Origin of the sequence: Haloglomus halophilum, assembly GCF_024298885.1 — an archaeon.
Taxonomy (GTDB): domain Archaea; phylum Halobacteriota; class Halobacteria; order Halobacteriales; family Haloarculaceae; genus Haloglomus; species Haloglomus halophilum.
The window spans coordinates 164,357-190,338 of record NZ_CP101166.1; the positions used below are offsets into that span (position 1 = coordinate 164,357).

General features: G+C 64.8%; 26 protein-coding genes. 5 read left to right on the forward strand and 21 right to left on the reverse strand.

The window, feature by feature from the left end; genetic code table 11:
* Positions 1–27 precede the first annotated feature (27 nt).
* From NL114_RS00770 to NL114_RS00795, 6 genes are all read right to left on the reverse strand, one after another.
* A complete protein-coding gene (locus NL114_RS00770) occupies positions 28–1,815 on the reverse strand; it encodes an ABC transporter ATP-binding protein (RefSeq protein ID WP_254822903.1) in 1,788 nt (595 codons plus the stop codon).
* A 143-nt stretch (positions 1,816–1,958) separates the two neighbouring features.
* Positions 1,959–3,818, reverse strand: a complete 1,860-nt coding sequence (locus tag NL114_RS00775) for an asparagine synthase-related protein (RefSeq protein WP_254822904.1) — start codon at positions 3,816–3,818, stop codon at positions 1,959–1,961.
* Between the two features lie 21 nt (positions 3,819–3,839).
* Positions 3,840–4,997, reverse strand: coding sequence for a sugar-transfer associated ATP-grasp domain-containing protein (locus NL114_RS00780; RefSeq protein WP_254822905.1), 1,158 nt, complete (start codon positions 4,995–4,997; stop codon positions 3,840–3,842).
* Positions 4,997–5,506 (reverse strand): GNAT family N-acetyltransferase, encoded by a 510-nt coding sequence (locus NL114_RS00785; protein ID WP_254822906.1) that lies wholly within the window; start codon positions 5,504–5,506, stop codon positions 4,997–4,999. The genes NL114_RS00780 and NL114_RS00785 overlap by 1 nt, the downstream gene beginning before the upstream one ends.
* The gene (locus NL114_RS00790) at positions 5,503–6,579 is read right to left on the reverse strand and encodes a ketopantoate reductase family protein (protein ID WP_286671090.1); all 1,077 of its coding nucleotides are present in this window, start codon (positions 6,577–6,579) and stop codon (positions 5,503–5,505) included. The genes NL114_RS00785 and NL114_RS00790 overlap by 4 nt, the downstream gene beginning before the upstream one ends.
* Positions 6,580–6,673: 94 nt before the next feature.
* Complete coding sequence (locus NL114_RS00795) at positions 6,674–7,849, reverse strand: NAD-dependent epimerase/dehydratase family protein (RefSeq protein ID WP_254822908.1); 1,176 nt, start codon at positions 7,847–7,849, stop codon at positions 6,674–6,676.
* A gap of 104 nt (positions 7,850–7,953) precedes the next feature.
* On the opposite strand from NL114_RS00795, the gene NL114_RS00800 reads away from it, so the two are divergent.
* A complete protein-coding gene (locus tag NL114_RS00800; protein ID WP_254822909.1) occupies positions 7,954–8,718 on the forward strand; it encodes a DUF4330 family protein in 765 nt (254 codons plus the stop codon).
* A gap of 3 nt (positions 8,719–8,721) precedes the next feature.
* Positions 8,722–9,204: an NUDIX domain-containing protein gene (locus NL114_RS00805; protein ID WP_254822910.1), complete on the forward strand. Its 483-nt coding sequence runs from the start codon at positions 8,722–8,724 to the stop codon at positions 9,202–9,204.
* Between the two features lie 13 nt (positions 9,205–9,217).
* On the opposite strand, the gene NL114_RS00810 is transcribed toward NL114_RS00805, so the two are convergent.
* Entirely contained in the window at positions 9,218–10,198 is a 981-nt protein-coding gene (locus NL114_RS00810; RefSeq protein WP_254822911.1) for an NAD-dependent epimerase/dehydratase family protein, read from the reverse strand.
* Positions 10,199–10,311: 113 nt separating this feature from the next.
* On the opposite strand from NL114_RS00810, the gene NL114_RS00815 reads away from it, so the two are divergent.
* The gene (locus NL114_RS00815; protein ID WP_254822912.1) at positions 10,312–10,800 is read left to right on the forward strand and encodes a DUF7342 family protein; all 489 of its coding nucleotides are present in this window, start codon (positions 10,312–10,314) and stop codon (positions 10,798–10,800) included.
* Positions 10,801–10,802: 2 nt separating this feature from the next.
* Complete coding sequence (locus NL114_RS00820; RefSeq protein ID WP_254822913.1) at positions 10,803–11,252, forward strand: hypothetical protein; 450 nt, start codon at positions 10,803–10,805, stop codon at positions 11,250–11,252.
* Between the two features lie 9 nt (positions 11,253–11,261).
* On the opposite strand, the gene NL114_RS00825 is transcribed toward NL114_RS00820, so the two are convergent.
* From NL114_RS00825 to NL114_RS00835, 3 genes are read right to left on the reverse strand one after another with little or no spacing between them, the layout of a single operon-like run.
* The gene (locus NL114_RS00825; protein ID WP_254822914.1) at positions 11,262–12,230 is read right to left on the reverse strand and encodes an NAD-dependent epimerase/dehydratase family protein; all 969 of its coding nucleotides are present in this window, start codon (positions 12,228–12,230) and stop codon (positions 11,262–11,264) included.
* Position 12,231: 1 nt separating this feature from the next.
* Positions 12,232–14,109: a glutamine--fructose-6-phosphate transaminase (isomerizing) gene (gene glmS / locus NL114_RS00830; protein WP_254822915.1), complete on the reverse strand. Its 1,878-nt coding sequence runs from the start codon at positions 14,107–14,109 to the stop codon at positions 12,232–12,234.
* Positions 14,109–15,302, reverse strand: coding sequence for a sugar phosphate nucleotidyltransferase (locus NL114_RS00835; protein ID WP_254822916.1), 1,194 nt, complete (start codon positions 15,300–15,302; stop codon positions 14,109–14,111). The genes glmS and NL114_RS00835 overlap by 1 nt, the downstream gene beginning before the upstream one ends.
* Before the next feature lie 687 nt (positions 15,303–15,989).
* Between NL114_RS00835 and NL114_RS00840 the strand changes: the two genes are divergently transcribed.
* Positions 15,990–16,778, forward strand: a complete 789-nt coding sequence (locus tag NL114_RS00840; RefSeq protein ID WP_254822917.1) for a XylR N-terminal domain-containing protein — start codon at positions 15,990–15,992, stop codon at positions 16,776–16,778.
* A gap of 153 nt (positions 16,779–16,931) precedes the next feature.
* Here the strand turns inward: NL114_RS00840 and NL114_RS00845 are convergent, their stop codons facing one another.
* The 11 genes from NL114_RS00845 to NL114_RS00895 form a co-directional block, all read right to left on the reverse strand.
* A complete protein-coding gene (locus NL114_RS00845; protein WP_254822918.1) occupies positions 16,932–17,129 on the reverse strand; it encodes a hypothetical protein in 198 nt (65 codons plus the stop codon).
* 66 nt (positions 17,130–17,195) lie between these two features.
* Positions 17,196–17,753 (reverse strand): hypothetical protein, encoded by a 558-nt coding sequence (locus NL114_RS00850; RefSeq protein WP_254822919.1) that lies wholly within the window; start codon positions 17,751–17,753, stop codon positions 17,196–17,198.
* Positions 17,754–17,816: 63 nt separating this feature from the next.
* Entirely contained in the window at positions 17,817–18,053 is a 237-nt protein-coding gene (locus tag NL114_RS00855) for a hypothetical protein (RefSeq protein ID WP_254822920.1), read from the reverse strand.
* A 97-nt stretch (positions 18,054–18,150) separates the two neighbouring features.
* Entirely contained in the window at positions 18,151–19,695 is a 1,545-nt protein-coding gene (locus tag NL114_RS00860; RefSeq protein ID WP_254822921.1) for a YHS domain-containing protein, read from the reverse strand.
* Positions 19,696–19,913: 218 nt separating this feature from the next.
* Positions 19,914–20,969, reverse strand: coding sequence for a ferritin family protein (locus NL114_RS00865; protein WP_254822922.1), 1,056 nt, complete (start codon positions 20,967–20,969; stop codon positions 19,914–19,916).
* A 6-nt stretch (positions 20,970–20,975) separates the two neighbouring features.
* Positions 20,976–21,272, reverse strand: a complete 297-nt coding sequence (locus tag NL114_RS00870; RefSeq protein ID WP_254822923.1) for an MmoB/DmpM family protein — start codon at positions 21,270–21,272, stop codon at positions 20,976–20,978.
* A 2-nt stretch (positions 21,273–21,274) separates the two neighbouring features.
* Positions 21,275–21,646 (reverse strand): Rieske 2Fe-2S domain-containing protein, encoded by a 372-nt coding sequence (locus NL114_RS00875; protein ID WP_254822924.1) that lies wholly within the window; start codon positions 21,644–21,646, stop codon positions 21,275–21,277.
* Positions 21,647–21,649: 3 nt separating this feature from the next.
* On the reverse strand, positions 21,650–21,985 hold the full coding sequence (locus tag NL114_RS00880; protein ID WP_254822925.1) for a toluene-4-monooxygenase system B family protein: 336 nt from the start codon (positions 21,983–21,985) through the stop codon (positions 21,650–21,652).
* A gap of 209 nt (positions 21,986–22,194) precedes the next feature.
* Positions 22,195–23,262 (reverse strand): VOC family protein, encoded by a 1,068-nt coding sequence (locus NL114_RS00885; protein ID WP_254822926.1) that lies wholly within the window; start codon positions 23,260–23,262, stop codon positions 22,195–22,197.
* A 238-nt stretch (positions 23,263–23,500) separates the two neighbouring features.
* Entirely contained in the window at positions 23,501–24,268 is a 768-nt protein-coding gene (locus tag NL114_RS00890) for an IclR family transcriptional regulator (RefSeq protein ID WP_254822927.1), read from the reverse strand.
* Between the two features lie 793 nt (positions 24,269–25,061).
* The gene (locus tag NL114_RS00895; RefSeq protein WP_254822928.1) at positions 25,062–25,823 is read right to left on the reverse strand and encodes an IclR family transcriptional regulator; all 762 of its coding nucleotides are present in this window, start codon (positions 25,821–25,823) and stop codon (positions 25,062–25,064) included.
* Positions 25,824–25,982 lie beyond the last annotated feature (159 nt).

A 25,982-nucleotide genomic window follows, 5' to 3' on the forward strand; every position in this document is an offset into this window, starting at 1 on the left:
GTTGAACTGGTGCTCGGGACTGGGCCCTCAGCCCGTCTGGGTTGCGTAGAGGTTCGCGTAAGTACCGTCCTGCTCGATGAGTTCTCCGTGCTGGCCACTCTCGACGATAACCCCGCCCTCCATCGTGTAGATCCTGTCGGCGCTCACGATTGTCGACAGTCGGTGTGCGATGACCAGCATCGCGTAATCTCTGTCCATCGATTCGATCGCCTGATGCATGCTCTCCTCGATGTTCGAGTCCAGATCACTCGTCGCCTCGTCCAGCACAAGGAAATCAGCATCTTTCAATAGCGCCCGCGCGACAGAGACCCGCTGTCGCTGCCCGCCCGAGAGCTTCACCCCTTCGTCTCCAAGTACGGTATTATATCCCTCGGGCAACTCGTCGAGGAACTCCGTCACCTGCGCAATTTCGCAGACTCGCTCCAACTCCGAGGCGGAGACATCCCGGGCACCGATTGTGATGTTGTAGCGGAGGGTGTCGTTGAACACGTAGGGGTTCTGCCGAACGACGGAAATGCGATCTCGCCACGCTTCGATAGGGAATTCGGAGATGTCGGTCCCGTTTGCAGTGATAGTACCCTCGTCGGGGTCGTACATCCGGGTCAACAGGGAGACGATTGTCGACTTTCCCGCACCCGAAGGGCCGACGAACGCCACGAACTCGCCCCGTTCGACCGCAAACGAAACCCCGTCCAGCACCTGCTCGGTGGAGTCGTACGCGAATTGCACGTCCTCAAACCGGGTCTCTTCGATCGGTTCCGGTACCGGTCGGTCCCCCTTGTTGGGCTCCTGGGCGCTCTCGAGTTCGCAGATGAACTTCTGGGTCCGAACCAGATGCGGGAGTTCACCCTCCAGTTGATAGATCGTGTTATTCAATGTGCTGATCCGTGGTGATAGCCGGAACATCGCGAACAGGAACACCCCGAGCCCGGCGAGCGAGAGCGACGAGAATCGGAACGCACCGTAAATGAGGCCGAATACGGTGATTGCGGTTGCGAGCTGATAAAAATTATCGAGCGCGGCCTGATTCCGCCGCAGCTTGATCGAGGAATTTTCGAACTGGTCGACGGACTGCTTGAAGTCCCCAAACAGTTCCTCTCGCAACCCGAAGAGCTTCACGTCGCGGATTCCCTGCATTCCGGCCTGGACCGCGTTCTGGACCTGCTCGTTCGCGGTCGCCACCCGATCTCCGACATCGTATCCCGATTCGACCAGCCATCTGAGTCCGTATAAGACGCTGCCGAGGATTGCTCCCGAGACGATTGTGAACACCGGCGCCAGAAGAAGCGCGATTCCGAGATATATCCCACTCAGCAGGCCCTGTTCAACGACCTTCACAACGCGTTCGATGACCCGGCCCGCGTACCGTGACTGTGTCACGATGGTATTCAGGATGGCGTCCGACCCCTGAACGTCGAAGTACGCAATCTGCGCATCAAGCGCCCGGTCGAACGACTCCGTCTGGAGGTGACGAATGTACTCAGTCTGGAGCTTCGCCCTAAGCCAGTCGACCAGAAAACTCGATGTATATCGGGCGGTCATCACTCCTGCGACCCCGAAAATGATGAATTCTAGCGTGAACGGGATTCCAAGGAAGTCGTAGACTGTCACAAAGACACCAACGATACCCCCCTGTGGAGGCTGGCCGCTGGACTGTGCCGTTTCGATGATTGGGAGGAGGAAACTCAGACCGATTCCCTCCAGAACCGCCGCGAAGAAGCTCAGGCAGATTATCCCGGCGGTCAGGGCAGGACGATAGCCCGCGACCTGACGGAGAGCGGAGAGCTTCTCGCGTGTGGTGATTCCTTCAGTCATGGATATTGCGAGTGACTTGCATCAAAGCTTAACGGGGGTTTCCTCGTTCGTACATAAAACGGGTGCGGTCAGGCCACGGATGGGCTGGGACCCGCTCGATTGGGGTAGCGTATCCAGCGCGTCCACGTCTGTGAGTATCCTACTCACCCGGCATGTTCGACAATCCGACCGGTGACCGGTAGCTCCAGCAGCGTCAACAGCCCGTACAGCTCCTTGTACCGGTCCCCACCGTCCATGTGGTCCCGATAGCACGCCAGTGCCCCTTCCCAGTCGAGGAACGGCAGCGTCCGAATCGTCTCCTCGTGACGCTGAAGCGCCTCCCAGACGAACGATGTCTCACGGACCAGTTCCGGGATGTCCGGCCAGGAGCCGTGCGAGAGGTACGGTTCGGGAGGTTCGTTCACCGGGAGGTACGCATCGTGGAAGCGGACGGCGAGGTCGCCGAGGAAGTGTGCTGCGAACGGCCAGTCGATTGGAACACCAGTGTCCGCGTACCGGATGGCCGCCAGGCCCGGGTCGAGCCGTTCCATCGCTCGATGGATGACGTTCCGCCGTGCGAAGTACCGGGTCGGCATCGAGAGGTAGAGGTCGACCAGCCGGTTGTCGACGAACGGACTCCACGCGGGGCAGTGCTGGCGGAGGCTCTGCAGCAGGAACAGCACGCTCCCGTTCGTCCGCGGCATGAGTGCGCCACAGACGAACAGCTCCTCGGGCGAGCCGTACCGGACGCCGTGATGGTTGATGCCGCCGTGGGTGGATTGAATCTCCTCGTGGAGCGTTGCCTCCACATCGACGGAATCGGCCAGGAACTCGGGAGGGTCGTCCAGCCAGTAGTCGATGTAGGCGTCGATGCTGTCCATCGGCTCGAACCACGGGAAGAAGACCGTGCCGACGGGCCCGAGACGGACGGAGCGACGGGGGAAGCTGTAGCCGTTGCAGTTCGTGTCCGCGAAACTCGCAGTGATCATCTCGTCGACCTCGGGCCGGATGCGGTCCATCATCCCCTCGGCGTGGGCTTGGTCGAAGCGGCCGACGAAGTTCGACAGTCGGGGAGTGCGCTGCAGCGACCGCTCGTGGTACTCGCGGTCCCGTTCGAGCAACGTGAAGTCGACGCCGGCCGTCCCAGCGACCGCTTCGGCGGTGCGGACCTCCCGGTTCCGCCAGTCGCCGAGCGTGTACGCCGCGACATGCTGGCGCTCCGTCTCGTCCATCGCCGCCAGGACCAGTCGGGAGTCGGCCCCACCGCTCAGCAGCAGTCCGTACTCCCGGTCCGGATGCAGGCGCTCGGAGACGGCGGCACGGAACCGCTCCGTGAACTCGTCGACGAAGTACGAGAACGACCGGTCCTCCGGGTGGTAGCGGGGGACCCAGTACGGCTCCATCGCCAGGTCGAGCATCCCGGTGTCGACCGTCGTGACCGCGCCGGGATGGAAGCGGTGCGTGTCCGCCAGCGGCGTCCGGGTGCCGAAGGTCCGGCAGCCGCAGGCGAGGAACTCGGCGGCGAGCTCGGGGTCGAAGGCCGGTTCGACGGCCGGATGCCGCGAGAGCGACTGGGCCGCCGTCGAGAAGACGAACGTCTCGTCGTCGGGCTGACAGTAGTAGGTGTCCCGCAGGCCGAGTCGGTCGGTGAAGACCGAGAGTGTCCCACCGTCGCGGTCGTGGAGGACGACGACGAAATCCCCGTTCAGCCCGGTGACGAATCCCTCCCCGAGTTCGCGGTAGAGTCGGGCACAGTAGGCCGCGGTGGACTCGGCTGTCCGGTCCCTCGGGTGGTAGCCGTTCTCGCGCTCGACCCCGAAGACGGACCCCCACACCCAGAGGTGCGTATCGCCCCCGACTCGTACGGGCTGGTCGGCCTCCGACTCGGCCGTGAAGGCTCCGAAGACACCCACATCGCCGTCCTCGTACGTCGCCGTCGTCTCCTCGCCAGTCCACTCCAGGTCGGATGCGACACGGTGCAGATGCTGGGTCCCCTCCCCGACCACCCCGCAGAGTCCGGCCATTGAGCGGGTCTGAACGGGAGGTCAGTAATCAGTATCGGACGCCGCCTCGACCCCGGCGGTGGGACCACCGGCCGTCGACGGCCACTCGCGGTCGAAGAGGGCCTGGAAGGTCGGGTCGTCCAGCACCCCCTGCTCCAGCTGGAGAAGTTCTTTCCCCGGCCGCGCGTTCGCCTCGATGAGGACCGGGCCGTCGGCCGTGACGACGATGTCCCAGGCGACGAGCGGGGCGTATCGGTGGAGGGTCGCCGCCTCGTGGACAAGCTCGCGGACCGCATCCCAGTGGGGAACGGTGACTCCCTCGACGGTGGCTCCCGTCGCGGGATGTCGTTCCAGCGCCGACCGGGTCGGGCCGTCCACCAGCAGTAGCCGTTTCAGTCGACCCGTCTCCACGTCGACCGGGACGCAGTAGCCGCCCCGGGACCAGTTGTCGGTCGGGGCCGACGACGTGGACCCGAACCGGTGGACCGCACGGAACACTTCGGCCTCGTCGGTTCGCCGGTCGAACACGCTGTAGACGCGGAGCGTGTTGGTCGCGTCGGGGAAGATGGCCGCCGCGTAGTCGTGCTGCTGGATGAATTCGGTGACGAGGTACTCGTCCAGGCCGACGAGCCGGTCCCGGAGCGCCGACGGTGCCACGCGGTCGCCGTTCAGCACGATCTCCCCCTCGGCCCACTCGAGGAAATCGACGCCGGTCCCCTTCCCACCCCGGGCTGGCTTCAGAACCAGCTGCCCGACCTGCTCCAGCACCGCCAGGAGGTCGTCCTCGGTCGTCGTCTGCGGTCTGAACACCCCCTCGTCCACGATGCCGTACAGCGCCGGCAGGGCCGGGAGGTGCGGCTCGGTCAGCAACTGGAAGGTGTACTTGTTGTGGAGGGGGACGATGTGGCGGTGGTTGAGTCGCCGGATAGGGTCGACCGATTTCAGATACCGGTCCGGATTCGCCCCCGAGTCGTCGAGCCCCAGCCAGAGGAACGAGTGGGCGCTGAGGCCCAGGCGGGCCGCCTGCAATCGCGTCTCGAGGGGATACCCCCGTCCGCGGTCCCTTTCGAGCATCCGCGCAACCGTCTCGCAGCGCTCCTCGAATCGTTCCCCGCAGTACCGCGCCGTGGCTCCGACCGTCCGGATGAAGCCACGGCCGGACCAGTAGTCGAGCGCCTTCCGGAGCAGTCCGGTCGTCATCACCGGTCGACCCGTTCGGCCCACGCCTCCAGATCGAGCTCGAGGACCGTCCACTCGTCGACATCCGGGAGGCTGAAGTCGTGCTTCTTCGGGTTCGTCCCGACCCGCTCGTAGCCGAAGTGCTCGATGTACCACTCGATGGTCTCGGGGCGGTCGGTCTCCGTGCGAACGGTCTCGATGCCGCGGGAGTACATCTCCTCGAGACGAGCCGTCTGGAGCCGATAGCCGAGCCCCTCGCCCCGATACTCGGAACTGACGGCCATGCTGGCCGTCTCGGCCAGCGTGTCGCTGTGGACGATGTAGCTGGCGGTGCCGACGATGTCGTCCCCGTCCGCGGCGACGAACGAGTTCTCGACGCGGATCTCGCTCCGCTCGGCGCCGTCCCGATCCGTCTCCGGTGCCATGTCGTACTCGTCGAGGATCTCCATCGCGGCCGGGACCTCCTCCTCGCGCATCTTCCGGATGCGGACGGCGGTGTCGGTGTCGTCGGTCTCATCGGTGTCGGTCATGGTGATCTCCTGGTCTCGTCGAGCAGTCGCGTCAGACGGTATACGGTCCGGATGGTGGGGACGGACCGATCAGTGAGTTCGGCCAGCTCGATGACAGCCCCCACCAGAGCCTCGAGTTCGAGGCGGTTTCCGCGCTCCACATCCTGTAGCATCGATGTTCGGTGGTCACCGACCGCCTCGGCCCCCTCGATACGGTCGTCGATAGAGCGGCGAAACGAGACGCCGAGCGCTTCGGCGACCGTCTTCGCCTCCTCCATCATCGCCCGCACCAGCGCCCGTGTCTCCGGGTTGCGACAGATCTCCGCGAGCGTCGCCCGCGTCAGCGCGCTGACCGGATTGAACGAGAGGTTACCCAGTGCTTTGAGCCATAGCTCCGACCGGACATCGTCGAGGACCCGGGAACGAAAACCGATCTGCCCGAGCAGGTCGGTGACGCCTCTGACCCGAGGAGTCGTCGCACCGTCGAGCTCGCCGACGGGGAACCACCGACCCTCCGTGTGCCGGACGACACCCGGTTCGGCGATGGTCCCCGCGGCGAAGGGGACACAGCCCACGACCTGCTCGGTATCGACGTGGCGCTCGATGACACCCTCCGGATCCACAGCCTCGATGCGGCGGCCGTCCAGGTCGCCACCGAACCCGTGGAAGTACCACCACGGGATGCCGTTCAGTATCGGGAGGACGACCGTCTCCGGGCCCACGACGCGCGGAACCATCGGTGCGACTGTGGGCAGGTCGTAGGCCTTCACGCCCAGCACGACGATGTCCCGGGCCTCGCGTGCCGACACGCTCGAGGTGACATCGACATCCTCGATGCGACGGCGCGTTCCATCGGGATCGACCAGCGTGAGGCCTCGGTCCGATATCGTCCGGCGGTGTGCGCCGACATCGACCAGGGTCACGTCCGTCCCTGCCGCCGCCAGTCGACCGCCGAGGAGTCCTCCCATCGCGCCCGCCCCGATGACACAGACATCGATCGATGCTGGATTCTGCCAGTCGACACCTGTCGATGCCCGGTCGGAAACCTCGGCCTGCCTGTTCCACCCCCCGCTACCGCCCCCCGAATCATTCATTGCAGTCTCTGTTCAGTCCCATTCCGTCCCGGAACAAAAACGTTGGTAACGCCTGGCGTGGACGTACTGCCAGGAACGCGTCGTTGGTGCGCCGCTACTCCATGTCCTCCTGCAGCGCGTCCGGCAGGAACCGGTCCTCGTGGGCCTTCACGACATCCTGATACTCAACGAGCGACGAAATCGCGTCTCGAACGCCGCCCTCGAAGTCCACCCGCTGGTTCCCGATCAGGTCCATGTACCGCTCGTTCTCGATCTCCATCTCGTGGGTCTCGTCCTCGTCGCGGGGGTTCTCGACGTGCGTGACCTCCGTATCAAGTCCATGCTCCTGCGCAACCTCTGCAATCGTCTCGGCGATTTCGACGATGGAGATCGCCCGCGTAACCTGATTGTAGACCACGTGCTCCGACGGCCGCTCGTCCACGTCGTTCAGCGCCAGCCGTGCCAGTCCCTCGACGGCGTCCTCCAGCGAGATGAACGGCTTGCGCTGCTGGCCCTTCCCGTACACCGTGAGCGGGTACTCGGCGACGGCCTGGGCACAGAAGCGGTGCGAGACGACGCCGAAGTAGTAGTCGAAGTCGAAGCGCGTCGCCAGCCGCTCGTCGGCCGCCGTCTCCTCGGTCTCGGTCGTGTACGTGATGGCCGTCCGCACGTCCGACACCGGAATGTCGAACTGCTTGTTCGCCAGCCGCAGGTTCGCCGCGTCGTGGCTCTTGGTGAGGTGATACCAGCTCCCCGCCATCGCCGGGAACGGCACCTCGTCGCGCTCGCCCTGGTTCTCCATCGTCGCGCCACCCTCCGGAATCGGGAACTCGGGCGCGCCGTACACACCCGTGGTGGTCGTCTCGATGAGGTGCGTATCGCTCAGCCCGTTCTCGGCCAGCCCGAACGCGAGGTTCCGGGTGGCCTGCATGTTGTTGTGCTGGGTGTAGTTGGCGCGCTCCCCGTTGATCTGCGAGTATGGTGCGCTGGGCTGGGCTGCCGCATGCACCACGACGCGGGGCTCGTGGACCTGCAGCAGTTCGTCGACGAACGACCGCTCGGCCAGGTCGCCCTCGACGAACGAGAGGTTGCCGTAGCCCTGCTCCTCGGCCGCGGCGAGCCGCTGGTCGATACTCGCGATGGGCGTGGCGCTCTTCGAGCCGATCTCCTCGACCCACTGGCGGCGGGCGAGGTTGTCGACGCCGACGACTCGTTCGTCCGTGCGGTTCGCGATGCGGAGCGCGGTGGGCCATCCGATGAAGCCGTCCGCGCCGGTGACGACGATGGTCATTGGTTACTCACTCTCCGAGTAACTCCACTCGTACAAGAATCTTGTCCACCGCGGGCCGCAGTCCGGAACCGATTTGGGCCCGACCGACGCCGGTTCGAGACAAGATGGGCATCGTCGACGAGGAGGGACGCCTGTTCGGCGTCGTGAACGTCATCGACCTGGTGGTCGCGGCCGTCGTGCTGGCGGCACTCGCCTCGGGTGCGGTCTTCGTGCTGACCGACGATTCCGAACCGACCGAACAGCGCTACCTGACGGTCGTCCTCGACGAGCGGCCGGGTGGCTCGGTTCCCACACTCGACAGTGACTCCGTCGCCATGCCGGACGGTCCAGTCCAGATCGGGGGGACGGACGGGCGTATCACGGACACGTACATCGCCCCGACGGGAGACAGCGGCTTCGTGACGGTCGCCCGTATCCGGGTCGACGTATCCGTGTCGGTCGCGGACCGAACCACCGACCGCCGGCTGGTCGCAGGCGGCGAGACGTACCTCGTCGGGCAGGAGGTCGATCTGAACGCCAGAGAGACCCACTACACCGGGTATATCCACTCTGTCGGCCGCTCCGGGAACGGCCTCTCTGTCCGAACGGTGAACGCCACCGTCGTGGCCCGTCTGCCGCCGTCGGTCGCGGAGCGAATCCAGGCCGGCGACATCCAGCGCGTCGCGGGCCGCGAGATCGCTCAGGTGACAGCCGTCGACCGCCAGCCGACGGCGGACGAGCGGACGCGGGTCGAGGCGACGGTCTCACTCCGTGTACTCGTGACCGACGACGAGCCACTTTACGGCACCCAGCAGGTCCGGCCGGGCGCGGAGGTGTGGGTCGCACCGAACGACTACGAGTTCACCGGCACCGTGACGGAGGCGGCGTGATCCATGGACGTTCACGACGAGTTCGTCCCCGAAGAGACGTTCCGCGAGTTCATCGAGCGGATGCCACAGGTCTGTGTGGAGACAGTGGTCGAACGGTCCGACGGCGCCGTCCTGCTCGCCCGCCGAACGAACGAGCCCGTGGAGGGCGAGTGGTTCTGGCCGGGGAGCCGGCTGTACAAGGGGGAGCACCTCGAAGATGCCGCCCGCCGGGTCGGCCGGGAAGAACTCGGCCTCGACCTCACCATCGGCGACCGGCTCGGTGTCTACGAGCATCGGTGGGAGACGAGCGCCCCCGGACCGAGCCGACACACAATCAACATCGTCTTCCGGGCACGTGCCGCGACTGCCGACCTCTCGGCGGCCGACGTGACGCTGGACGAGCAGCACGACGCCGTCCGGTTCGCCCAGCCCGAGAACGTGGACGAGTCGTACCACGAGTACGTGCGGCGTTATGCGGCTGACCTGCTGGCCGCCCGCGACGCGTAGGTGCGGCTGCCAGCTACTCCTGACCGTCCAGCCCGTCCCGAAGCAGCTCTCGTACCGTCGCCGCGACGCTCTCCTCCGGCTCCCACCCTAACTCCGCCCGCGCCCGCGACGTATCCACACCGAACTCGTCGACCAGCGTCTCGTCGCGGGGGTTCTCCAGTAACTCGATATCCACCTCCGGGCCGCCTTCCTCGACGCAGATCCGCTGGACGAGTTCGGCGATGGTCATCACGCCGGGGTCCTCGTCGGTCGCCACTTCGTACTCCGTGTTGCCGGTCTCGCCTGCATCGCGCTCCTCCAGCAGCGCCTCGGCACTCCGGAGGAACGCCCGGGCCACGTCCCGGACGTGGACGAAGTTGCGCGCCTGGTCGCCGGGTTCGTACACCGTCAGCGACTCGCCCGCGAGCGCGCGATTCACGAAGAAGTTGATGACGGTCCCCTTCGAGACCTGCCGGCCGTCGACGGAGTGGCCGCCGTAGAGGTTGGAGATCATGAACTGGTGGGCCGGGAAGGCGCCCTCGGCCATCGTCTCGACGGCCCGCTCGCCGAGCACCTTCGTCCGGCCGTACCAGTTCAGCGGGTCGCGTTCCATGTCGGTCGTGATGGGGAACTCGTCGGGGTCGCCGATGACGGCCATCGAGAACGGGAAGGCCATCGCGGCGCCGGTCTTCCGGCAGAACCAGGCCACGTTGTTGGTGCCCTGAACGTTCACCTCGTAGGCCAGGTCCGGCTTGTTCTCGCAGTCGTCCACCCCGGAGACGGCCGCGAGATGGAGCACCACGTCGGCGCCCGAGAGCGCTGCTTCCAGCCGGTCGCGGTTCCGGATGTCGACGTGTTCGACGGGTACGCCGTCGATTTCCCGGATATCGCCGAGATAGAAGTTGTCGATAGCAGTTACGTCCCAGTCCGGATGGATCTCCTGGATATCTGCGACGACCCGGCTGCCGATGTACCCCGCCGCGCCCGTGACGGCGACGTGTGGCGCCTCGTTCATGCCTGGTTACTCGCTGCGGTAGTGAATAATTGATGTGGTCGCACTCCGGCTAGACCTCCGAAAGTTTCCAGCTATCCGGAATTATTTATGAGAACGGGACGTAGGTCGGGGTGATGGCATGGACGGACCAGCCCGCGGCCGACCGGGTCCGCTGGGTCGCCGAGTCGCTCGGGGAGCCCCGAACGGCCAACTGGGTAGCCACGGAGGCCGATGTCTCCCCGGCGACGGCCCGGAAATACCTCGAACGGCTGGCGGAGGACCGGCGACTACGACGCGTGGACGACGGCGAGCGGACTCTGTACGCGCCCGACCGCGTCTCACAGTATCTGGACGAGGTCCGAGAGGCGTACGATGCTCATACCGCCGACGAGCTCGCGGAGGCGCTGAGCGACATCCGCGAGCAGCTGTCCGCGTGGCGCGACGAGTTCGACGTGGCCTCACCGAATGAACTCCGGGCGACGGTGGCCGGGGTCGATCGCGAGACAGCGGAGCGCAGGCGGGAGGTCGCCATCGAGTGGGAACACCTCGCGACTCGGCAGGATGTCCTCGAGGACGCGCTCGAACTCTACGATCGATTCCCGAACGAGCCCGTCCCGGCGTAACCGTGCCGCCGGACCCGGCGTTCCGTGGTGACCCGTATCGGCCGCTGAAGCGCGTCCTCGACCGGCATCCGCTCACAGAGACCGTTCGGTACCGACCGTCTGTCGCGGAGAAACGGTATCTCGAGGCTACCGTGGCACCCGAGCGCGTCGACGACGTGGTCGGCCCCGACCCGCCGCTGGTGACAGTCCGGTGGAGTCGGCAACCACCGTACGACGAGTACCGGGTCGACTTCGCCGACCCGAACGTCGACTTCCACTGCGGGTGGCACCGCGACGACGATCACCCGGAGTACGGGCCGCTGCATCTCCAGTACGACCATCCCGGGCTCGACGATCCGGTGTACGAGGCGGCGACGGTCGAGCCGACCACGCCGCCGCGCATCCTCTGGGAACTGCTCGCCCGGCTCTTCGAGGATGTCGTCCCGGAACTGGTCGCGCCGCTGTACGGCTGATCGTCCTCGTCACTCCGCCCCCCGGAACGCCTCGGCGATGTCTCGCACGCCCTCGCGGAGCGCCCACTCGGTCTCGAAGCCGGTCTCGGCGAGCCGGTCGAAGCTCACGTTGTACGACGGTCCCGGATGTTCGTCCTCCAGGTAGGTCACGTCGACGGGGCCGACCTCCTCGCGGACGAGTTCGGCGATGTCGCTGATCTGGAAGTTCCCATCGTTCGAGCCGATGTTGTAGACCAGCCGGTCCCAGTTCCCGGGTTCGAGCGCGGCGCTCGCGTACGCCCGGGCCGAGTCCCGGACGTGGACGAACGGCCGCCAGTTCGAGCCGTCGCCGTACACCGTCAGCGCGCGGTCGGTGAGCGCCCGGAAGACGAAGTAGTTGACCACGAGGTTGAACCGGACCCCGGGCGCGTCGCCGTAGACGGTCGCCATCCGGAGCGCGGTCCCGTCCATGCCGTGGTCCTCGCAGTACTCGCGGAGGAGGGCCTCGCTCTGCAGTTTCGTCTCCGCGTACGGGTTGATGGGGTCCGGGTCGGTCGTCTCGTCCATCGCCGTGCTGGGCGCCCGGCCGTAGACGTTACAGGAGGAGGCGAAGACGACATTGTCGATGTCCAGTTTCCCGGCGGCGCGGAGGACGTTCTCGGTGCCGTCGTAGTTGACCGCGAACGTCTCGTCCCGGCGGTCGTGAGTGGAGGCGGCGCCGGTGATGGCCGCGAGGTGGATGACGGTGTCGACGCCGCGGGTGGCACCCTCGACATCGCCGTACTCGCGGACGTCACCGCGCGCAAAGGAGAGGTCGTCGCCGCCCAGTTGCCCGCGAAGCGCCCGCGGCGAGCCCGACTCCAGCGAGTCCAGCACCCGGACGTGGTCGACCCGGTCGTCCTCGCGGAGCAGGGGGAGGAGGACGCTGCCGATGTAGCCACAGCCGCCCGTGACGAGCACCGTCCGGTCGCCGTCGTCCGTGGAGGTATCGCCCGTCATCTCACTCCACCGTCACGCTCTTCGCGAGGTTGCGCGGCTTGTCGATGGGACGGCCGAGCATATCGGCCACGTGATAGGCCACCAGCTGCAACTGGACGTTCGCGAGCACGGCCGCAGTCCGTGGGGGCGCCTCGGGGATCTCCAGTACGTGGTCGGCGTATCTCCCCACGTCACTGCGCCCGTCCGTCACGGCCACCACGGGCGCGTCGCGTGATTCGACCTCCTTGACGTTCCCGATGGTCTTGGTCGCGAGCGGGCCGTCGCCCGTGACGACCGCGAAGACCGGCGTCTCCCCCGTGACGAGCGCGAGCGGGCCGTGTTTCAGTTCGCCCGATGCGAACCCCTCGGCGTGCTTGTAGGAGATCTCCTTCAGCTTCAGGGCGCCCTCCAGCGCGACCGGGTAGTGGACGCCCCGGCCGATGAAGAAGTACGAGGGCGCGTCGACGAACTCCTCGGCGACGGCCTCGGCGCTGGACTCGTCGAGGATCGCCTGCACCTCGCCCGGGAGGTCGCGCAGCGCCGAGAGCGACTCGCGCATCGTCCCGGCGCGGCCGCGCTGCTGAGCGACCGAGAGCGCGAGCATGTTGAGCGCGGTCTGCTGGGAGGCGAAGGTCTTGGTGGCGGCGACGCCGATCTCCGGGCCCGAGCGGATGAACAGCGCCTCGTCGCACTCGCGGGCGGCCGTCGAGCCGACCGTGTTCGTGCACGCGAGCGTGCGGGCGCCACGGGAGCGGGCCTCGCGGAGCGCACTCAGCGTGTCCGCGGTCTCGCCGGACTGCGTGACACCGACGACCAGGGCGTCGTCGACGGGCGGCGTCGAGGTGGCGTACTCGCTGGCGAGGAAGCACTGGGCAGGGACGCCCGCTTCGCGGAACAGCTCGGCGCCGTACAGCGCCGCGTGGTAGGAGGTGCCGCAGGCGACGAACTGAACCCGCTCGGGCTCGATGTCCACGTCGAGCGTGACCCGGCCGCCCATCTCGTCGACGCGGCCCTGGAGACACTGGCGCAGGGCGCGGGGCTGCTCGTAGATCTCCTTCAGCATGAAATGGTCGTAGCCGGACTTGCCGGTGTCCTCGGGGTCCCAGTCGACCGTCTCGACCGTCTTCTCGACCACGCCGCCGTCGCTGTCGGTGATGGTGAAGCCGTCCGTGTCGATGCGGGCGAACTCGCCGTTCTCCAGATAGACGACGCGGTCGGTGAACTCCCGGAAGGCGGGCACGTCGCTGGCGAGGTAGGTCGCGCCGGCTCGCGGCTCGCTGCGCTCACCGCTCGCCGATTCGGCGTCGCGTGGCGACGCCCCCAGCACGAGCGGGTTGTCCTGTCGGGAGGCGAACAGCGTCTCGACGCCCGCGACCGAGACGACGACCGCGAAGCTCCCCTCCAGACGCGTCATCGCCTCGCGGATGGCCGGTTCCGGGTCCGCGTGGTCGTACTCCGGACCGGCGAGCAGGTCCTCGATGAGGTGTGGGATCACCTCCGTGTCCGTCTCCGAGCGGAACTCGTGGCCCGCCGCCTCCAGCTCGTCGCGAAGCGTCTGGTAGTTCTCGATGATGCCGTTGTGGACGACGGCCACCTCGCCGGAACAGTCCGTGTGCGGGTGTGCGTTCGCGTCCGACGGCGGGCCGTGGGTCGACCAGCGGGTGTGGGCCATCCCGACGGTGCCGCTGGGGGCGGTCCCCGCGGCGTCCGCCTGGTCGAGCGCCTCGCGGAGCCGCTCCAGTTTCCCCTCGCGCTTGACGACCGCGACGGTCTCGTCGCCGGGCGCGGTGAGCGCGACGCCCGCGGAGTCGTAGCCGCGGTAGTCGAGTTTCGAGAGCCCGTGGACGAGCGTGTCGAGCGTGTCGTCGCCGCAACCGACGCACGCGATGATACCACACATCAGCGGACCACCTCGCTGTCCTCGTCGACCCGGCCGCGGACGTTGACGCCGGTCCCGAGCGTGGCGTTCGGCCCGACGAGCGCGCCCGGTTCCGCCGTCACGCCGCCGCGAGCGTCGACGCGGTCGGCGAAGACGGCACCGAGTTGCTGGTCGCGGTAGACGCGGTCGTCCAGCGCCACGTCCGCCGGCCCGCCGGGGACGGTCGTGTTCGCCCCGAGGTTCACGTCCTCGCCGGTGACACACTCGACGAGGGTCGAGCCCGGACCGACGCGCGTGTCGGCATCGAGGACCGAGCGCTCGACAGTGGCGTTCGCCCCGACGGTGACGTTGCGGCCGAGCGCGCTGTCCGGTCCGACGACGGCGTTGGGCCCGACCTCGCAGTCGGGGCCGACCACGAGCGGCGCCCGCAGCGTCGCGTCCGGGTGGACGATGGCCGACGGCGCGACGTGGAGGGTGTCCTCGGACTCGGGTTCGGTGACGCGGTCCGTGTGGAGGACGCTTCGCGTGATGAAGAGGAGGTCCCACGGGAACGTGGCATCGGCCCACAGCCCGTCCGTTCGGACGCCCCAGACCGGCTCGTCGGCGTCGATTCGACGGGAGATGGCCGCGGTCAGGTCGAGCTCGCCCTCGCGTTTGGGTGTCTCCGCGAGCCCGTCGAAGATGTCGGGCGTGAACGCGTACACGCCGGCGTTGATGAGGCGGTACTCGCCGGCGAGCGGCTTCTCGACGAGTTCGGTCACCCGGTCACCGTCGAGTCGGACGGCACCGAAGGTGTGTGCCTCGGGGTGCTCCATGACGGCCATAGTGGGCTCCCCGCGGTCGCCGAACGCGTCGGCCACGTCGGTCACGATCCCCGGGTCGATGACGCGGTCACCGTTGAGCACGAGCAGCGACTCGTCGACGTACTCGCGGGCCTGCAGGAGGGCGTGACCGCTCCCCAGTTCCTTCTCCTGGACGGCGTACTCGAGAGGCACATCGCGGTACGTCGGCCCGAAGTGCTCTTGTACGCGGTCGCGCTTGTAGCCGACAACCAGGACGATTCGTTCGACCCCGGCGTCGACGAGCGTATCGAGGACGTGTTCGAGGATGGGCCGGTTGCCCGCGGGCAGCATGGGTTTGGGCCGGTTCTTCGTGAGTGGCCGGAGGCGGCGGCCTTCACCCCCCGCGAGAACGACGGCCGTATCGAGGCTCATGGAGTTACCCAGAATCTGAGTAACTGTAAGTGTTCGGGGGGAACCATTGGTCATCGCGCTCATCGGCCGGCGGACGTGAGGAAGAGCCATAGACAATATATCAAATCTTCTATTATATTTTACTCAGATAACTGTTATTAGTTCCGGCAAAAACATGTGGACCTTATTTCAGTAATATACTGATATCATTATCGGAGAATTTGATTTATACATCTAACACCGAAATTTTCCACATTCAACCCACCATAATCTTATTAAGACCAAAAAATAACCACTGAACCATACACCGACAAGAACTCGAGTGATGGAACCTAGATGTGCTAATTTACGACTCTATAACTCCATATTCCAGCCACTATCGGCTTCTTGCACTCGTGCCGCTGAGCAGACATTTGCCAAAAGTATCAGATTTTGTAATATTATAATACCAGATTTATTATAATTCTCCACGAGAGTGAACGGGGACCCGGCCAACCCATATCAACAGCGTGCGGTCGGCCGACACACGAGGCCCGCGACCAGCGCCAGCTGACTGCGTGAAGACAACTCCGTGAACCGTCCGAAGGAAGCGCCGTCTGCTCCCCCCTGGAGAGCAACGCTAGCTACAGCACCGTTCCTCATGCAATGCCCCTGCAGATAGCCGTGGGCGCATGGTTTTTTAATCACGCAATCCTATCACGCCTCAGGATGCACGCAGACGATTTCGATCTCGAAGAAGACCTCGAATACGGGTCTGCCGACGGCGTCAACTCCTTCCGGAACAACCGGATGCTGATATTCAACGCGAAATCGATGGGGCTCCTGCGTCAGCAGTTGATCGACACACTCGGGGTCGAGGAGGCCCGCAAGACCCTGTTCCGGTCGGGCTACCAGTCGGGGTACGCCGACTACCTCTCCATCGAGAAGAACTACGACTTCGAGTCGCCCGAGGAACTCCTCAAAGCCGGGCCGAGGATACACACCGACAAGGGTATCGTCGGCGTGGAGACCGACGAGATCGAGTACGACAGGGAGAACGGTGAGTTCTACTTCTCGGGGACCTGGCACAACTCCTTCGAGGCCCAGCAGCACATCATCCACAACGGAGAGGCCAACGACCCCGTCTGCTGGAACCTCATCGGCTACGCCTCCTCCTGGTGCAGTGGCTTCGCCCAGACGCCGGTCCTGGCGATGGAACACCAGTGTGCGGGCATGGGCGCGGACGTCTGCAAGTGGGAGGTCAAACCCATCGACGAGTGGGACGAGAAGGCCGAGCCGTACATCCGTGCCATCATGGACTTCTTCAAGGGCGAGAAGTTGATGGAGTACTACAGCTACATCGAGGAACAGGAGGGTCTCGAGGGCAAGATCCAGCTCGCCAAAGAGACGAACCTCCCCGAGACGAAAGCGTCGACCGCCGTCGACTCCAAGGAGAACATCAAGATGTTCCGGCAGGCCATCGAGGACATCCTCGGCGAGCGACCCCCCAAACTGTAACCGACACCACCGGCCCGGGCTCGGCATCGACAGCGAGCCACCCACCGCGGCGCGAACATGCAGCGTTCTGCCCCACTCCCAGGACTCGTTACGCGCAGGGCCGCGGGCCAGTTCGTCGACAGCACCGAGATGTCGCGTGCGGACGGCGGGTACTCACGGGGAGAGCTTTCGTTCGAGCTCCTGCATCGACTGGGCCCGGACTCCCGGGAATACCGGGCAGGCTGGCCTGCTCTCGTCGGCCATCTCCTGGATGATGGCCTGGCGGAGGTTGTGCGTGCACGTCCGCCGGAACTCGTCGAAGTGCGGGCACTTCACACAGCAATCTGACAGGTGGAACTCGTTCTCACGCATGGGAGGCACATGCATAGCACGCCGTAAATAGTTTGTCCTCATTAACCCGATAATCGAGAAAACATATCAGTACAACTGCGACAGCGGGGACCGGCTCGACTCCAGATGTTGGGAGAGCTGGGGAGCTGGTTGGACGTCCAGCGAGTCGAGTGCGGCCATCACCTCGTACACTCCCTGCCGCTCCTCGAGTCGGAACTCCTCGACGACGGCGGCCACCGCTGGAGGCGGCACGGAGAGGTCGAGGGACTCCGCGACGACGAGGCGCTCGTGGACAGCGTCGTAGAACCGGTACGCCGCGAGTTCGCTCCACAACTGGTCGTAGAGGGCCGCCTCGGTGCTTGCGGGCACCGACCCGGAGTCCGTCTCGGCGAGAGTCGAGAGGGTCTCCGCGGACGGCGCATCCGCTCCGAGCGCCCCCAGGAGCGAGGCGAGTTGCTCACGATGGCAGGTGGATTCCTCGTGTGCCTCGGCGAGCAGGTGTCGTACCAGGTCGGCCCCGGGGCGGTCCCGGGCCAGGGCGTGTCTGTGCCGGTCGCTGCGCTCCTCCACGATCGCTTCCAGCACGAAACCGACCTGAATGAGGCGCGCGAGTCGCTCGTCGGTCACGCTCGTTCGGGCGGTCATCTCGTGGAGTTCACTACGGGCATGCGTCTGAAGGGATGCGGGAGGTCTGGCTGGATACTCGCGCTACTCCGTCTCGACGGTTCCGAGATTCGAGACACGGATCGAGTGGGGTGTCCCCTCGAGGTCCTCGAACACCTCCCGGTGTGGGTCCGTCGGGTCGGTCCCGTCGTAGTTCGGACAGCGAACGGTCGGCTCACCGTACAGCGGTGGCGTTCCGTCGAGCACGTCTTCTTCAGTGAATCGGTGACCGCAGCCGGGGCAGGTCCCAAGCGATTCGGTCTCTTGGCTATTGGGAGCCATTGACACAGCGTACAGTTCCTGACCAATTAAGTATATCGGAAAAGGCGACCGGCGATGCAGCGATATGGGCTAATATGAGGGGCGGTTCTGGACCGTATCAGTCGTCATCGGCTGCGGTGGGCGAGTCGGCCGACGGCGGGCTCCAGCCGGCCCAGTCGTCGCCCCACTCAGGAGCACGGAAGTCGATGCCGCGCTCGAAGAGGTTGTCCTGGGTCATCCCCATATGATTCAGCGCACCCTCCAGGTTCGGGGGCTGGATGTCGCCAGCGAGGAACCGCCGGAGGATGGACTGGTGGTCCTTGTACCGCTCGGGCTCGTTCTCGAAGATCCACTGGCACGGCTCCGAACAGAAGTAGTACTGCTCACCCTCGTGTTCGTGGGCGCGTGGCCGGTTGACCTCCCTGTCCGGGTCGCCGTGGATGGCCGGCAGCTGGCAGAGGTCACAGAGCAGGATGAGGTCGTCCGCGACCGTCTTGTCTTCGTTGCCCTCCCGCATCATCTCGGCGTGGCGGTCCCACTTGTAGCCCCAGCGGTCCTCCCAGCCGGGGTACTTCTCCTCGAGCCACTCGCGATCCTCCTCGGTCACGCCGGGCGGCGCGATGGGGAGGGTCGGTCGCCAGTGGTAGTGGCCACCCGCCATGTAGTGGCTCGTGTCGCCCTTGCGGACGAGCTCGATGAACTGGTCCCAGTACCACGGCTTCTCGAGTTCGGTGTTCTCGATGCTGTCGAGGAACTGGTCGACGATCCACTCCTCCATGAACTCGCCCCAGGACATCTCGCGGTCCTCGACGGGCGTGTAGTAGTCCATGCTCGGACCGGTGAGAGCCGCGAACAGCTTGTAGCAGCGCCAGAAGGACTTGTCGACCAGGTACTGCGCCCGGTCGAGGTCGTCGTACTCGTTGAGAATCTCGATGATGGCGTTGCCCTGCTGTGCGTGGCGTGCCTCGTCGGTCTGGATCGACGAGATGGCCTCGGAGAACTCGATGTCACCGACGTCGGCGGCGTCCGACGCCAGTGCGAGGAACTGCATGTTGGTGAACCCAGTTTCGAAGGCGAACGTGATCTGGAGCGCCGAGTCGACGGCGTTCGAGGCCTTGAAGTCGTCGAACAGGTGCCGGGCGGCGACGGAGGCCCAGTCCTCGGTGTGGTACAGCTTCTTCGCCCAGTCGTACTGTGCGTCCTCCTTGACGAAGCTGTGCGGGATGCGCAACTGGAGCTCCGTGTGGCGGAGTTCGTCCATGGCACCGAACTGGGCCATGTGGCGCCACGAGCTGTCCGGTGCGAACCGGGCGTACTGCGACTCGGCCGTCACGGCTGCGCGCTCCAGCAGCGGGACGGCGGCGAAGTGGAACTTCAGAACGTCCTCCCAGCCCATCCCGATCGAGTGGGGGAGGTCCGACTGGTCCATCGCGGAACTGACGGAGTAGACGCTCCCGTCCTTCTCGTGCTGGGTCTCGAAGTACTCGCGGGCAGTCTGCTTGTAGGTCTCCTCCCACGCCTCCCAGCCGCCCTCGGGCACGTCGTACGCGTCCTGCCCAGACATCTCCGGCGGGAACAGCTCCTCCTCGTCGACGTAGTCCGGGTCCCAGTTCGTATTCGTGGCAGTATGGTACCAATCCTCACGCCTCACGTTTGGTAACATGGACACCAGAAGGCTGTGTCCGGACTACAATAAATGTACCGGGGATGAACGGGTTTCTGGTATACTGAGGCACCGCTACTCGGGTGAATCGACCGCGTCCAGGGTGGCTGTCGTGACCACCAATGCGACGGTGGCCCTCGACGCGGGCCGACAGCAACTGTTGCGGTCACCGAAGGAGTGTCGAACCGGCTCGGAGGGAAGCAGTCATCAGTCGAGGGTCACGAGGGAACCGAGACCGGGAGGTCGGAGAGCCGCCGTTCGTACTTCGTGTCGACGGCGTCGAGCACGTCGTCGAACGCCATCGTCTCGGGCGGAATCGACTCGAACGCCGGCTCGAACGCCTCGATGGCCTCGTGAGCCGCGGGATAGTACTCGTCGATGACGTCCTGGACGACCTCGCGGTTCGCCTCGTCGATGTCGATGATGTAGTCCGCGAGCGAGACACCCACCTCCATGTGGCGGTCGGCGTCGAGGTAGAAGTTGTCCAGAACCTGCGCGTAGAGCTCGGAGTCGTTCTTGTTGAACAGGTCCGAGTACTGCGCCAGCACGAGCTCGTCCAGCAGCGGCTTCAACACGAGGTTCGTCCCGATGAAGGACCGCCCCCAGTCGTACTCCACGAGGAGTTGCTCGGTGACCTTCCGGAGGGGCTGCCACATCTCGTCATCCTCCCAGACATCCCCCTCCGTCTCCGCGAACCCACGGCCCGGGAACTCCTTCTGGAGCTGTGTCGCCCGCCGGGCGAGTCGCTCCTGCCGTCGGATCTCGTCGGTCGCCTGGAGCGTGGTCGCGCTGGTGATGGTGCTCGACGGGCCGACCATCGTCAGGTACGACGCGAGCATCTGCAGCCCGTGGAACGGGTAGCGCAGTGGGAGGAAGGCCCGGTGCTGGAACTCGAGCCACGGGTCGTCGCTCCGCTCGGTCTCCCGTTCGAGCACCTCGGCCTGCTCGTAGAGCGTGTCGATGGTCCGCTCCCGCTGGTCCATGAGCTTGTTGTACTTCTCGTAGGTGAGCTCGCGGGGGTCCCGCCAGTCGTCGAAGTCGTCGGGATACTCCCCCTGGACGACACTCCCCTCTCGATACTTCCGATACCACTTCGGGAGTGGCAGGTCCGGTGAGGTGGCCAGTCGGGGAACCACGCCGTCGTAGCGTTCCCCGATATCGTAGTTCGTCCGGTGGGTGGCCACGTCGTAGGTGGTCGGGACCCGTCGCTGGGTCCAGGTGCTGTAGGTGCGGTACGTGTTCGCCTTGTCCTTCATCGGGTATTCCTTGCTCATTGGGTCTCAGTCCTGCGTGTGGGTATCCTTGATGTCGCTCACGAACTCGACCTTGTCCGACTGGGGCTTGATGTAGCCCTTGAACGAGGACAGGTTCTCCTCGATACCGCCGGGGACCTCGATGGCCCCCTTCCCTAGAATCTCGTCGAGGGTCTGCCTGGTGACGACACAGTGGTCCTCGGCCTCCACGCGGAGGTACGCGCGCCGGTCGGTGACCTCGACGTGGCCCTCGGTGTCCTGCTTGATGGCCTCGACGATGGCTTCGGTCTCGCGGTTGTTCCGGAGGACGGGGCCGACCTTCATCGTCAGCTCCCCTCCGGGACGACCACGTAGATCTGTCCATCCTCGATACCCGTCTCGTACTCGTTCAGATGGGTCCCGGTCGGGTTGAGCCCCTCCCCGGACTCCAGGTCGAACTCCCAGCTGTGGGCTGAGCACGTGAGGGTTGTCGTGTCGTCGTGGGGGCCACAGACACACTGTCGCTTCCCGGTCTCCTCCAGGTCGCGGTCCTGGTGTGGACAGGTAGCGTTGTACGCGTGGACCTCCTCCTCGAGATCCCGCCAGACCATCACCTTCCGCTGGTCCACCTCGAAGAACGTCATCTCGTCGGCCCAGAGGTCGTGGTCGTCACAGACGTAGTGCTTCTCGCCACCGGCTTCGTTGGCTGCGTCGGACATTGTTCACTGGGGTTTCGCGTGCTCGGGGTGGGCCTCGAGCGCACTCTGGTCGTTCCACGCGGGGTGCGATTCGCCGAATCCCTCGGGGATCTCCTCGCCCTCGTACTGGATCTCGATGTAGTCTACGGGCTCGAAGGACTCGGCAACTGTCGCGTCACCGTCGACGACCCGACCCTCGTAGACGACCTCGAGGGGACGCTCGTGGTCGATACGGACTCTGCTGTCGACGACGTGGGTGATCTTCTCCGCCGCCTCCGTCACCGTATCCTCGGAATCGACGGGGACGAGCGTCGGATAGTCGTCTTCTCTGAACCGGACGAGCAGTGGAAACTCTGCCATGGGAATACAACTCACCCTATCACAATCGCCTTACATATATTTACCGGTGGATGAAGGGTATCTGGTATGAAACAGGGCTCTCGCCGGCTGTTCTCGGGCAGAACCCCCGCGGCTGTGCGGTAGCCGAGCGGGAAAGACGGAGGAATCCAGCGATGATACCGGGGTCGACCGGTCCGAACGACGCGCCAGCCCGGCGTCTGGCTGCTGGATCAGTCGTCGGCCTCCGCTGGCTCCGGTTCCTGCTTCTGGTGGCGTTCCCGGAGGGGACGGCAGTGGAGGTGCTCGCCACCCTGGTCGCTCCAGTCGGTCTCGTCGGTCGGGATGTAGTCGTACTGGCGGCGGGCGTGCGACCCGGCCTTGCCGCCCCACCAGACGAACCCGTCCGAGCCGTCCTCGGGGGTCCACGTGATGGGCTCCCAGTCGGGGTCGAAGATGAGGTAGCCACCCGCGAAGATCTCGACCTTGTTCCCCGACGGCTCGAGGTAGTAGTTGAAGTGGGCCTGACTGATGCCGTGCCGGGCGGGTCCACCGACCATCTCGATGCCGCGCTCCCGGAGCAGGTCGGCAGCTCGCTCGAGTTCACCCGCCTGTCCACCGTCCATGTAGTACGCGACGTGGTCGATCTTCCCATTGACGTTCGCGTCCGGGGGAGCCCGCACGAACGCGATCTCGTGGACGAGCGGCGAGACGCTCAGCCAGGTGCCGGCCTGGTTACCCTCGGGGTCGATCCCCTCCTCCCGAAGCTTGAAGCCAAGGACATCCTGGAACCACTCCGTACACTCGGCGACGTTGGGCACGTTGAAGTTGACGTGGTCGATGCGGCGAAGGCCGGCGCCACGTTCGGGCTTCTTCCGGGGCTGGTTCTTCAGGCGGGAACGGTCCTCCTCGGCGACCGTGTCGAACCCCCGGTCGATGTCGTAGACGAGCTCGAAGTACTCGGGAGCGTCGCCCGGGTAGTCGAACCGGAGCGCGCTCCCCTGACCGGGCTCGTCGCTTTCTTCCACCCACTCGGTGTCGTAGCCCGACTCCTCGATCCGTCGTTCGAACTCCTCGAAGTCGTCCTCGTCCTCCAGCATCCAGGCCACGTGGCGACAGCCCCAGTCCTCCCCCTCGCGGAGGATGAGGGTGTAGTCCTGCCAGTCACCGTAGGCCGCCAGGTAGTACGCGTCGTCCTCCTCGTGGCTGACGTACATTCCCATCGTGTCCCGGAAGTGCTCGAGGGACGCTTCCAGGTCCGGACAGTACAGCTCTGCGTGCGCTAGGGTTGCGATACCCATACGAGGACTCACTTGAACGGTCGTAATAAAGATTTTGCCGGTACCTGATTTTACTGCTGCTCGGCGGCCCGAACGGACCGATATCAACGGTTTCGGGGACAGTACGTTCGATAACCGGCCGACGACCATCGACCACGAAGTTTAGCAACTGAAAACACACCCTGTGAACGAGTCACACATGAGGCAGCTATCGGGAGGTCGATGTCGACGGTGAGCCGTTGGCGCGGCCGAACCGGGGTCAGGAGAGCTTCACATTGACCTCGATGACGTTTGCTGACTCGAGCAGCATGTCCTCCAGTTCGGTGTCGATGCGCTCGTCCGTCATCCGCCGGGCCGGTCCCGAGACGCTGATAGCACCGAGGACTCGACCGGAATCGTCGCGGATGGGCGTTCCGATGCATCGAACGCCACGAAGTCGCTCTCCGTCGCTGAAGGCGTATCCCCGTTCCCGGACTTTGTCGAGGCGGCGCTTGAGTTCGTCCAGGTCGGTGACCGTATTCTCGGTCTGCTTGGGCAACCCGTTCCGTTCGACGATCTCGTTGACCCGGTGGTCGGGGAGATAGGCGATCATCGCCTTGCCGGCTGCCACGCTGTGGGGGTAGACGTACTCTCCGAGCGAGAGCGTGGTCGGAATCGCGTTCTCGCTCATCGCCCGGTAGATGAAGACCACCATATCCTCCTCTAACTTCGCGAACTGGGCCCGCTCGTCCGTCTTCTCCGCCAGCGCGTCGACCTCGTGTTTCATGTCGTCGTAGATGGAGATGCGGTTCTTCACGCGCTCTGAGAGGCTGAGATGTCGCAGACTCAGCCGGTACGTGTCGCTGGTCCGCGCGAGGAACCCCTCCTGCGAGAGCGTCCTTAGATATGTGTGAACAGTACTCTTGGAGACATCGAGCTCGTTCGCGATCTCGGTGAGGGTCATCTTCCCCTCGTCCTCGAGGAGATGGATGATCGTAGAAGCGCGTTCCACCGCCTTGATCGTTCGGGGCGTGTGTTCCTCAGTCATGGTCCCACGTACGACCGATGTAGTATAAGCGTTCGTCCCACACGACGCGACGGGCTCCCGAACGCGCAAACGTGGAACTTTTTGGCCAAGAATGACACATATACAACTACTGAGTCAGAAATCCGGATGCCGAAGCAACGTGTCGCCGTTCAACCCCGTTTCATCGATTATCTCGACGGAATCGGCTGTTCGTATATCTCAAACGGCGAATACGACCGACTGTTGACTGCTGATTCCACCGCCCTTCTGCCATTTTCCGTCGTTCCGACGGACAGCCGTGGCTGCTACTGAGACTGCACGCCACCTACCTCCGGCGCCGAGTGTATAACATCTGTACTGCTGTTATACCTAAGCGGTCGAGACACAAGACGGAATCGTAGGAGAGGGAGCGAGAGCAATAACAAACATACTATTGTTACAAGACCAGGTTAGAACGACACCGGACCCGGTCGCGTCCCTCCAGCAATCCAGGGGACTCATTGAAGTGAGATGGCATGACAAGGTAGCCGCGTCGCTCAACTGTCCCATCGGTTCGCGGAGAGACAGCCCTGGAGCTATCCAGGGACGTCACCCACATCTATCTCCCCGCACAGGAGAGTACGCCGGCACACCAACCAGTGCGGCAAAACGTCGGGAAGATACCCCTGAGACAGGAAGTTTGATAATCACAAACAGTATCTGCGTTGTCGGAGGATGAGAGACGCCGATCTCGATAGCTACGACCCACCAGTACCCGTCGTTCACTCCACCGTTCCTGGCCCCAGGAGGCAGACAGTACCGGACTGTGGAGGCGTCAATTGTACTTCAGGTCGAGTTCGATCTCGTTCGCAGTGCTGACAACCTTTCCGGTAATCTCCCCGTCGAAGTTTCCATCGCCGAGCCGTCTGGTCGGTGCCGAGACGCTGATGGCACCGAGCACCTGGTCGTCCACCTGAACGGGGGCGCCGATACAGGCCAGCCCCCTGGTCCGTTCCTCGTCGTCAATCGCGTACCCGCGCTCACGCACCGTCTCCAGTTCCTCTAGCAGCGCCTCCTTCTCGGTGATCGTGTTCTCCGTCGCCCCCGGGAGTCCCCAGGTGTCGACTATCTCGTCGATGCGCTCTCTGGGCAGGTTCGCCAGGATGGCCTTCCCGACCGCGATGTTGTGAAGCCGGATTCGGTAGCCCACGTGGGTGTCGAGGTTGACCGCGTACTCCCCTCGAGCCTGGTAGAGGTAGACGCCCTTCCCGTTCTCCTCCGTCGCCAGATTGACCAGCATCCCCGTGTCGTCGGCCAACTGGATGGCCTTGGGCCGCCCCGTCTGGTAGAGGGGGATGTTGTCCCGGACGTAGCCACCGAGCGTGAGAAACTGGAGGGTCAGGTGGTAGACGTTCCCCTCCTGCTGGACGAAGCCGTGTTGACGGAGGGTACTGAGGTGGTTGTGGATCGCCCCCTTCGTCATGTCCAGTTCGTCGGTGAGCTCGTGGATGCGGGCCCCATCCAGGTCCCGGAGTTTCGAGACCAGCTCCAGCGATTTCTCGGTCGTTTTGACCGGGTGATTCGTTCCTTCGTTCATACTCCCGTCTCCAGAGGCCACCGGCAAATAGTTTGTTTTCGGTTTCAGAACGCCGGTCCGTGAGAGAACCCTGGCTCGCCCCCTGTGGAGACGGAGGGGAGGCCGGTAGCGCATCCAGCGCAGAACGGGTGTTTAGTATTTGAAAACGAACTTGAACCG